General features: G+C 71.3%; 6 protein-coding genes. All 6 read left to right on the top strand.

All coding sequences use genetic code 11. The features are described from left to right. Positions 1-401 (top strand): ABC transporter ATP-binding protein (locus LO771_RS29750; RefSeq protein ID WP_230748231.1); only part of this gene is annotated, 401 nt, incomplete at its 5' end. 253 nt (positions 402-654) lie between these two features. Continuing rightward, positions 655-2,292, top strand: a complete 1,638-nt coding sequence (locus LO771_RS29755; RefSeq protein ID WP_230748233.1) for an ABC transporter substrate-binding protein — start codon at positions 655-657, stop codon at positions 2,290-2,292. 7 nt (positions 2,293-2,299) lie between these two features. After that, positions 2,300-3,223 carry an ABC transporter permease gene (locus LO771_RS29760; protein ID WP_230748235.1) on the top strand — a complete coding sequence of 308 codons (924 nt, stop codon included), beginning with the start codon at positions 2,300-2,302 and terminating at the stop codon, positions 3,221-3,223. Beyond that, positions 3,216-4,208, top strand: a complete 993-nt coding sequence (locus LO771_RS29765; protein ID WP_230748237.1) for an ABC transporter permease — start codon at positions 3,216-3,218, stop codon at positions 4,206-4,208. The genes LO771_RS29760 and LO771_RS29765 overlap by 8 nt, the downstream gene beginning before the upstream one ends. Before the next feature lie 68 nt (positions 4,209-4,276). Then, entirely contained in the window at positions 4,277-5,347 is a 1,071-nt protein-coding gene (locus LO771_RS29770) for an ABC transporter ATP-binding protein (protein WP_230748240.1), read from the top strand. Then, positions 5,286-5,808, top strand: a 523-nt coding sequence (locus tag LO771_RS29775; RefSeq protein WP_374228277.1) for an ATP-binding cassette domain-containing protein, incomplete at its 3' end; no start/stop codon positions are given. The genes LO771_RS29770 and LO771_RS29775, both read left to right, overlap by 62 nt.

Below are 5,808 nucleotides of genomic sequence, written 5' to 3' on the forward strand. Positions count from 1 at the left end.
TCGACCTGTCGTACATGTTCATCGCGCACGACCTGTCGATCGTGCGGCACATCTCGGACCGGGTGGGGGTGATGTACCTGGGGAAGATGGTCGAGATCGGCACGGACACCCAGATCTACGACCACCCGACCCATCCGTACACGCAGGCGCTGCTCTCGGCGGTGCCGGTGCCGGATCCGGAGGCGCGTGAGGGGCGGGAGCGGATCATCCTGCAGGGGGACGTGCCCTCGCCGGCGAACCCGCCGTCGGGCTGCCGATTCCGCACGCGCTGCTGGAAGGCGCAGGAGCGGTGTGCGACCGAGGTGCCGCTGCTGGCGGTGCCCTCGACGCTCAAGGGCGAGGCGGCGCACGACTCGGCGTGCCACTTCGCCGAGGAGAAGGACGTGGTGCACGCCGCCTGACCACGGCGTGCCACGGCCTGCCGGCTCCGGCTCGCAGCGGCCCGGCCGCGTCCGCCCCCTCGGCAGGGGGGTAGGCGCGGCCGGGCCGTTTGCGTGGGGGTGTCACCCGCACGGCCCCGCACGCCCTCCCGACCCACCGCCCCCCGGGGTGGCATGGTGGATCATGCATCTTATGTGCCGTTATACGGCTTTGACGATGCATGTCCGGCCTGCCCGTCGGCAGGCCGCCGTCCCCGCGTCCAGGGAGGCACCCGTGCGCGCTGCCGTACACGTCAGCCGGATCGCCGCCGCGGCGGCCTTGGCCCTGGCCGCGGCGGCCTGCTCCGGCGGGGGCGGCACCGGGTCCGGCGGCGGGTCCGCGGAGGCCGGCGTGGTCCGGGCGTACTGGGGGGACCCGCAGAACCCGCTGGAGCCCGCGAACACCAACGAGGTCCAGGGCGGCAAGGTCCTCGACATGGTCTTCCGCGGCCTCAAGATCTACGATCCGCGGACCGGGGCGGCCCGGAACGAGGTCGCCCAGTCGGTCACCACCACCGACCAGCAGACCTTCACGGTCAGGCTCAGGCCCGGCTGGCGGTTCAGCAACGGCGAGCCCGTCACCGCCCGGTCGTTCGTCGACGCCTGGAACTACGGCGCCCTGGTCACGAACAAGCAGCTGAACTCGTCCTTCTTCGGCTACATCCAGGGCTACGACAAGGTCCACCCCGCCTCCGGCGGCCCCACCGCGAAGACGATGTCCGGCCTGACCGTGGTCGACGACCTGACCTTCACGGTGGCCCTCAGCCAGAAGTTCTCGCTCTTCCCCGACACCCTCGGCTACGCCGCCTACTACCCGCTGCCCCGGACCTTCTTCACCGACCACGCCGCCTGGCTCAGGAAGCCGGTCGGCAACGGCCCGTACACCGTCGCCTCCTACACCAAGGGCTCCCGGATGGAGCTGCGGAGGAGCGCCTCGTTCTCCGGGACCGACAAGGCGCGCAACGGCGGGGTGGACCTCATCGTCTACACCGACGCCAACACCGCCTACACCGACCTCCAGGCCGGCAACCTCGACGTCATCGACATCATCCCCGCCGCCCAGCTGGCCAACGCGCAGTCCGACCTGTCGGGCCGCTTCATCAACCAGCCGGCGGGCATCATCCAGACCATCTCCTTCCCGATGTACCAGCCCGCCTGGAACACCCCCGGGGCCCAGAAGGTGCGCCTGGGCCTGTCGATGGCGGTCAACCGGGCGCAGATCACGCAGAAGATCTTCCACGGCTCCCGCACCCCCGCCACCGACTGGACCTCCCCGGTCCTCGGCACGCGGGGCGGCTGGTCCGCGACCCTCTGCGGCCAGGCCTGCACCTACGACCCGGCCCGGGCGAAGACCCTCGTCCAGCAGGGCGGCGGCCTGCCCGGCGGGAGGATGACCATCAGCTACAACGCGGACGGCGACCACAAGACCTGGGTCGACGCGGTCTGCAACAGCATCAACACCGCGCTCGGCGACGACCGGGCCTGCACGGGCAACCCGATCGGCACCTTCGCCGACTTCCGCAGCCAGGTCACCGACAAGAAGATGACCAGCGCCTTCCGCACCGGCTGGCAGATGGACTACCCGCTGATCCAGGACTTCCTGGAGCCGCTGTACGCCACCGGCGGCTCGTCCAACGACTCCCACTTCAGCAACGCCCGCTTCGACACCTTGGTGAACCAGGCCAACGCGGCCTCCACCCCCGCCGCCGCCGTGTCGACCTTCCAGGACGCCGAGAGGATCCTCGCGGTGCAGATGCCGGCCATCCCGCTCTGGTACCAGAACGCGGTCGGCGGCTACTCCGACCGCGTCTCCGACGTGCGGCTCAACCCCTTCAGCGTCCCGGTCTACAACCAGATCACCGTCAAGGGCTGACCGCCCCATGGGACGCTACATCCTCCGGCGGGTGCTCCAGATGGTGCCGGTCTTCATCGGCACCACCCTGCTGATCTTCCTCATGGTGTACGCGCTCGGCGACCCGGTGGCCGCGCTCTTCGGCGACAAGGCCCCCGACCCCGCCACCGCCGCGCAGATCCGCCACGACCTGCACCTCGACGAGCCCCTGGGGAAGCAGTACCTGCTCTACATGGCCGGCATCTTCACCGGCGACTTCGGCCAGGCCTTCAACGGCCAGCCGGTCACCGAGCTGATGCGCGACTCCTTCCCGGTCACCGTGCGCCTGACCGTCGTCGCCATCCTGATCGAGGCCGTGTTCGGCATCCTGCTCGGCGTCGTCAGCGGCCTGCGCCGCAAGGGGTGGGCGGACACCACGGTCCTGGTCCTCACGCTCGTCGTGGTGTCCGTCCCCACCTTCGTCACCGGCTACCTGCTCCAGCTGGTGCTGGGCGTCCGGTGGGGCGTCGCCCCCGCCACGGTCACCCCCGAGGCGCCGTTCGGCGAACTCGTCATGCCCGGCCTCGTGCTGGCCGCCGTGTCCCTCGCGTACGTGACCCGGCTGACCCGCACCAGCGTCGCCGAGAACGCCCGCGCCGACTACGTCCGCACCGCGGTGGCCAAGGGGCTGCCGCGCCACCGGGTGATCACGCGCCACCTGCTCCGCAACTCGCTCATCCCCGTCGTCACCTTCCTCGGCGCCGACATCGGCGCGCTGATGGGCGGGGCCCTGGTCACCGAGCGGATCTTCAACATCCACGGCGTGGGCTACCAGCTGTACCAGGGCATCCTGCGCCAGAACTCCCCGACCGTCGTCGGCTTCGTCACCATCCTGGTGATCATCTTCCTGATCGCGAACCTGCTGGTGGACCTGCTGTACGCGGTCCTGGACCCGAGGATCCGGTATGCCTGACCCGTCCCGGCCCGGAGACCCGCGCGACCCCGGCGGGGCCGACCGGACCGGCGTCAACACCGGCGGCCTGGCCATGGGGGAGGCCGGCTCCCTCGAACGCGCCGACTACGCGCGGGCCGCGGGCTCCCCCGGGACCGGCAGGCCGCGCAGCCTGGGGCAGGACGCCTGGGCCGACCTGCGCCGCAACCCGGTCTTCGTCCTCTCGGCGCTGCTCATCCTCTTCCTGGTCCTCATCTCGGTCTGGCCGGGGCTCATCGCCACCCGCAGCCCCCTCCAGTGCGACCTCGGCAGATCCCTGGACGGACCGGCGCCCGGCCACTGGTTCGGCTTCGACACCCAGGGCTGCGACGTCTACACGCGGGTCGTCTACGGCGCGAGGGCCTCGGTGACCGTCGGCGTCTGCGCGACCGCCGGGGCCGCCGTCGCCGGCACGGTCCTCGGCGGCCTCGCCGGGTTCTTCGGCGGCTGGTGGGACGGGCTGCTGTCCCGGGTCACCGACATCTTCTTCGGCATCCCCATCCTGCTCGGCGGCCTGGTCCTGCTCTCCGTGCTGCCCGGCACGACCCTCTGGACCGTGGTCGGCTTCATCGTGCTGCTCGGCTGGACGCAGGTGGCCCGCATCGCCCGCGGCGCCGTCATCACCGCCAAGCAGAACGACTACGTCATGGCGGCGCGGGCGCTGGGGGCCGGGAACACGCGCCTGATGCTCCGCCACGTCCTGCCCAACGCCGTCGCCCCGGTGATCGTGGTCGCCACCATCGCCCTGGGCACCTACATCGCCTTGGAGGCGACGCTCAGCTACCTGGGCGTGGGGCTCAAGCCGCCGACCGTCTCCTGGGGCATCGACATCTCGGCGGCGGCCGCCTACATCCGCAACGCCCCCCACATGCTGCTCTACCCGGCGGGGGCCCTCAGCATCACGGTGCTGGCGTTCATCATGCTCGGCGACGCGGTCCGCGACGCCCTCGACCCCAAGCTGCGCTGAGGCCCCGGGGCGCCGTGAACCCCGGGGAGGAAGCGCGTACGGAGGAAGCGTTGAGCGGTACCTACGGCATCACGGAGGAGACCCCCCGCGGCGACGCGGCGGACGCCGGCGGCTCCCCGCTGCTGGACGTCCGCGACCTGCACGTGGAGTTCCGCACCCGTGAGGGCGTGGCCAGGGCCGTCAACGGCGTCAGCTACAGCGTGGACGCGGGCGAGACGCTGGCGGTGCTGGGCGAGTCGGGGTCGGGCAAGTCGGTGACGGCGCAGGCGGTCATGGGCATCCTCGACACCCCGCCCGGGTTCGTCACCCGGGGCGAGATCCGCTTCCACGGACAGGACCTGCTGGGACTCCCGGACCGGGAGCGGCGCAGGATCCGGGGCGCCCGGATGGCCATGATCTTCCAGGACGCGCTGTCGTCGCTGAACCCGGTGCTGACGGTCGGCTGGCAGCTCGGCGAGATGTTCCGCGTCCACCGGGGCGCGTCGCGGAAGGACGCCAGGGCGAAGGCCGTCGAGCTCATGGAGCGGGTCCGCATCCCCGCCGCCCGGGAGCGGGTGGACGACTACCCGCACCAGTTCTCGGGGGGCATGCGGCAGCGGATCATGATCGCGATGGCGCTGGCGCTCGAGCCGGACCTGATCATCGCGGACGAGCCGACCACCGCCCTGGACGTGACGGTGCAGGCGCAGGTGATGGACCTGCTGGCGGAGCTGCAGCGCGAGTACCGGATGGGCCTGATCCTGATCACGCACGACCTGGGCGTGGTGGCGGACGTGGCGGACAGGATCGCGGTGATGTACGCGGGGCGGATCGTGGAGACCGCGCCGGTGCACGAGCTGTACCGGAGCCCGGCGCACCCGTACACCAAGGGGCTGCTGCGGTCGATCCCGCGCCTGGACCAGAAGGGCCAGGACCTCTACGCGATCAAGGGGCTGCCCCCCAGCCTGCTGCGCATCCCCGCCGGCTGCGCCTTCAACCCGCGCTGCCCCCAGGCCCGGGACGTGTGCCGGACCGACGAGCCGCCGCTCTACGCGGTGACCGGAGCCGGAGCCGGAGCCGACGCCCGCGGTGCGGGCGGTGCGGAACCCGTGCACCGCGGCAGCGCGTGCCACTTCTGGGAGGAGACCGTCCGTGGCTGAGCCGATCCTGGAGGTGCGGGACCTGGTCAAGCACTTCCCGCTGACCCGGGGGATCCTCTTCAAGAAGCAGGTCGGCGCGGTGAAGGCCGTCGACGGCGTCTCCCTCGACCTGGTGCGCGGCGAGACGCTGGGCATCGTGGGCGAGTCGGGCTGTGGGAAGTCGACACTCGCGAAGGTGCTGATGAACCTGGAGCGGCCCACCTCGGGGCAGGTCTTCTTCAAGGGCCGTGAGATCTCCCGGCTCTCGGGCGCCGAGCTGCGCTCCGTCCGCCGGAACATCCAGATGGTGTTCCAGGATCCGTACACCTCGCTGAACCCGCGGATGACGGTGGGCGACATCATCGGGGAGCCGTTCGAGATCCATCCGGAGGTGGCGCCGAGGGGGGACCGGCGGCGGGCGGTGCAGGACCTGCTGGACGTGGTGGGTCTGAACCCGGAGTACATCAACCGGTATCCGCACC

The sequence above is a fragment of the Streptacidiphilus sp. ASG 303 genome, from assembly GCF_020991365.1.
GTDB lineage: Bacteria > Actinomycetota > Actinomycetes > Streptomycetales > Streptomycetaceae > Peterkaempfera.

Excerpts from the sequence above, each read along its gene's own strand:
- LO771_RS29765 (WP_230748237.1), top strand. The coding sequence starts at position 3,216 with ATGCCTGACCCGTCCCGGCCCGGAGACCCGCGCGACCCCGGCGGGGCC.
- LO771_RS29760 (WP_230748235.1), top strand. The coding sequence starts at position 2,300 with ATGGGACGCTACATCCTCCGGCGGGTGCTCCAGATGGTGCCGGTCTTC.